The organism is uncultured Maricaulis sp. (assembly GCF_963976135.1).
In the GTDB taxonomy this organism is placed as follows: Bacteria; Pseudomonadota; Alphaproteobacteria; order Caulobacterales; family Maricaulaceae; genus Maricaulis.
This window is the reverse complement of sequence record NZ_CAXBKN010000161.1, coordinates 1-3,366: the sequence shown is the minus strand read 5'-3', so window position 1 is coordinate 3,366 and position 3,366 is coordinate 1. Positions and strand designations below refer to the sequence as shown.

General features: G+C 63.1%; 5 protein-coding genes. 3 read left to right on the top strand and 2 right to left on the bottom strand.

From position 1 onward, the window contains the following. Positions 1-95: 95 nt before the first annotated feature. Positions 96-767 (top strand): DNA-3-methyladenine glycosylase I, encoded by a 672-nt coding sequence (locus AAC023_RS14080; RefSeq protein WP_339741864.1) that lies wholly within the window; start codon positions 96-98, stop codon positions 765-767. 69 nt (positions 768-836) lie between these two features. On the opposite strand, the gene map is transcribed toward AAC023_RS14080, so the two are convergent. Both map and AAC023_RS14070 read right to left on the bottom strand, forming a co-directional pair. Continuing rightward, positions 837-1,610: a type I methionyl aminopeptidase gene (gene map / locus AAC023_RS14075; RefSeq protein ID WP_339741861.1), complete on the bottom strand. Its 774-nt coding sequence runs from the start codon at positions 1,608-1,610 to the stop codon at positions 837-839. Further along, the gene (locus AAC023_RS14070; protein WP_339741859.1) at positions 1,607-1,819 is read right to left on the bottom strand and encodes a ParD-like family protein; all 213 of its coding nucleotides are present in this window, start codon (positions 1,817-1,819) and stop codon (positions 1,607-1,609) included. Before AAC023_RS14070 ends, map begins: the two co-directional genes overlap by 4 nt. A 176-nt stretch (positions 1,820-1,995) precedes the next feature. Here AAC023_RS14070 and AAC023_RS14065 point away from each other — a divergent pair, with 176 nt between their 5' ends. Beyond that, positions 1,996-2,958 (top strand): rhodanese-related sulfurtransferase, encoded by a 963-nt coding sequence (locus AAC023_RS14065; protein WP_339741857.1) that lies wholly within the window; start codon positions 1,996-1,998, stop codon positions 2,956-2,958. After that, a partial coding sequence (locus tag AAC023_RS14060) for a glutathione S-transferase N-terminal domain-containing protein (RefSeq protein WP_339741855.1) occupies positions 2,955-3,366 on the top strand: 412 nt, incomplete at its 3' end. The genes AAC023_RS14065 and AAC023_RS14060, both read left to right, overlap by 4 nt.

Here is a 3,366-nt window from a genome sequence, read left to right as displayed (position 1 = left end):
TGAAACCGGCGATGTCGTGGTGATGTATCCGGGACCGCAAATCCATGACGGCATCGCGGTCAAACGGCGCGAAGCGGAGCTCTAGGAGCAGGCATATGCGCACTTTCGCAGAAATCTTCGCCATCGCCGCCGAGCGCAAGGGCGGGCCCGAAGCGCTGGAGGCCCAGCTCTCCAAGCCTCTGCCCGCCACCGAGCTCGCCGCCATCCCCGATGATCGCTGGCTGTCAATGATGGCGAAATGCCTGTTCCAGGCCGGTTTCCACTGGAAGGTGATCGAGGCGAAATGGCCCGGTTTCGAGGCGGCTTTCGAGGGCTTCGATCCATCGCGGGTGGCCTTCTATGGCGACGAGGAGATTGACCGTCTGCTCGCTGACAAGGGCATCGTGCGCAATGGCGCCAAGATCATGGCCGTGGTGACAAATGCCCGCTTCCTCACCGATCTTGCCGCCGAACATGTCAGCGCCGCCAAATTCTTCGCCGACTGGCCCGAGGATGATTTCAACGGCCTGATGGATGTCCTCGCCAAGCGCGGCTCACGGCTGGGCGGTGCGACCGGCCAGCGGGCCATGCGCTGGATGGGCAAGTCGAGCTATATCCTGTCGCAGGACGTCATCGCCCGCCTGATCGCCGAGGGCGTCGTCGCCAAAGCGCCGACTTCAAAGCGCGATCTCGCTGCGGTGCAGGCGGCGTTCAACACCTGGCGGGACCAGTCCGGGCGGTCGCTGAGCGAGATCAGCCGGGTGCTGGCGATGAGTGTCGGGGCGTAAACCGTCACTTTCGAGATATTGAAAACGGCCGATTTTGTCGGGAATCCGCACCGTCAGCGCGCGAACGGCCTAGCTGGCCATGCGCGCCGCTTCCTCGGGACGGAGCGTCAGCACCGAAACACCATTCGCGGTCACGGCAACGGTGTGCTCGAACTGGGCCGACAGCGAGCCATCCTTGGTCACCACAGTCCAGCCATCGGGCTCGGTGCGCACATAGCGCCGACCATGATTGAGCATCGGTTCGATCGTGAACACCATGCCCTCGCGCAGAACAAGACCGGTTCCGGGCTTGCCGAAGTGAAGCACTTGCGGCTCCTCATGCATTTCCCGGCCGATGCCGTGACCGCAATATTCGCGCACCACGGAATAGCCATTGCGCTTGGCATGGCGCTCGATCGCCCAGCCGATATCACCCAGATGCGCGCCCGGGCGGACTGCCCTGATCCCCTTCCACATGGCGTCATGGGTGGTCTTGACCAGCCGCCGCGCGGCCGGCTTCACCGCGCCGACCAGATAGGTCTTGCTGGAGTCCGCGATGAAGCCATTCTTCTCGAGCGTGATGTCAAAATTGACGATATCGCCATCGCGCAGCACATCCGATTTCGACGGCACGCCGTGGCAGACCACATGGTTCACCGAGGCATTCAAAACAAACTGAAAGCCATACTGACCGAGGCTGGCCGGGCGGGCCTCAAGGTCGTGGACGATATAATCCTCGACCAGTTCGTCGATCTGCAGGGTGGACATGCCCGTCAGGGCGGTTCGGTCCAGTAGCCCGAAAACTGAGGCCAGCAGACGGCCGGACTCAGCCATCAAGGCCAGTTCCTCAGACGTTTTGGTCATGCGGCGTTCGATGTCAGGGGGTGAGGCTCGACACCGGCTGCCTCCATTTCACGCTTGATGACTTCGGTGAAGCCGAGCGTCGGACTGGCCTCGCACAGCATGCCAATCTTGATCCAGTAGGCGGCCTGGGCGTTGATCGAACGGCACGAGACCTTGCTCGCCCGCCGCAACTGATCGTGCAGATCATCATCAATATTCACTATGCCCATGACGGCCTCCGGATACGATTTACATATACACCATATACAAACTGTATCGGACCCTGCCAAGGTTTTCATCACAAGCCTCTTTTCCAGGCCGGCGCCGGGCGATGGAAGCGCAGCTTGAGACTCCGCCCGGGCGCCAGAACTTGCTATAGCAGCGCCAAACCTCATCGGACCCGACCATGCCCCGCTTCACTGTCGCCGCCCTGTACAAATTCACCCCGCTCGACGGGCTCGATGCCCTGCAGGCGCGGCTGAAACAGGTCGGTGAAGCGAATGCGATCACCGGCACGATCCTGCTCGCCTCGGAAGGCATTAATGGCACGATTGCCGGCACCGCCGATGAGATCGCCACCATGCTCGACGCCATCCGGGCCCTGCCCGGCTGCGGCGATCTGGAGCACAAGGAGAGCTGGGCCGATGAGCAGCCTTTCCTGCGCCTGAAAGTGCGGCTCAAGCGCGAGATCGTGACGATGGGCATCCCGGGCGTCGACCCGAATGCGCTGGTCGGATCCTATGTCGACCCGAGCGAATGGAACGAGCTGATCTCAGCCCCCGATGTCGTCACCATTGATACGCGCAATGATTACGAGGTCCGGATCGGCCAGTTCGAGGGCGCGGTGAACCCGGAAACCGTGAGCTTTCGCGAATTTCCCGAATGGTTCCGCAATTTCCGCCAGGGCCGCCCCAATGCCCGCGTCGCGATGTATTGCACCGGCGGCATTCGCTGCGAGAAGGCGACCTCATTCGTGAAGGCTGAGGGGATAGACGAGGTCTTCCATCTCAAGGGCGGCATCCTGAAATATCTCGAGACCGTGCCGGCCGAAGAGAGCCTTTGGCGCGGCGAGTGCTTCGTGTTCGATCGCCGCGTTGCCGTCGGGCACGGGCTGGAACCGGGCACCCACACGCTCTGCCATGCCTGCCGCGAACCGCTCGGGCCGGAAGATCTGCGTTCCGACCATTTCGTGCCCGGCGTCTCCTGCCCGCATTGCCATGACCGTTTCTCGCAGGCCGACCGGGAACGCTTCGCCGAGCGTCACAAGCAATCCCTGCTGGCGGCCCGGCGTGGTGAAAAGCATCTCGGGCGTGTTTATGAGGACGAGGCCTCCGAAACCGGAAGCGAGAGCGAAGGCGAAACCGGGTGAGCGCGCCCCTGCCCATTCTCTACTCCTTCCGCCGCTGCCCCTATGCGATGCGGGCGCGGCTGGCGCTCGCGGCCAGCGAGACCGGGGTCGAACACCGCGAAGTCCTGCTGCGCGACAAGCCGGCGGCGATGCTCGCCGCCTCGCCCAAGGGCACGGTGCCGGTGCTGGTCCTGCCTGATGGCGAGGTGATCGAGGAAAGCCTCGACATCATGCGCCGGGCGCTCAGCTGCAATGATCCACGCGGCTGGCTGGCGCCAGGGGACACAATGTTCGACCTGGTGGCGATCAATGACGGACCGTTCAAACGCGCGCTCGACCGCTATAAATACCCCAATCGCTATGAGGGCGAGGAGGCGCTGGAAAACCGCGCGCGCGGGCTGGAAATCCTCACCGGTCTCGAGGCGCGGC

What these genes read in the sequence shown, in the direction of transcription:
- AAC023_RS14080 (WP_339741864.1), top strand. Translation starts at nt 96, where the DNA reads ATGCGCACTTTCGCAGAAATCTTCGCCATCGCCGCCGAGCGCAAGGGC.
- map (WP_339741861.1), bottom strand. Translation starts at nt 1,610, where the DNA reads ATGACCAAAACGTCTGAGGAACTGGCCTTGATGGCTGAGTCCGGCCGT.
- AAC023_RS14065 (WP_339741857.1), top strand. Translation starts at nt 1,996, where the DNA reads ATGCCCCGCTTCACTGTCGCCGCCCTGTACAAATTCACCCCGCTCGAC.
- AAC023_RS14070 (WP_339741859.1), bottom strand. Translation starts at nt 1,819, where the DNA reads ATGGGCATAGTGAATATTGATGATGATCTGCACGATCAGTTGCGGCGG.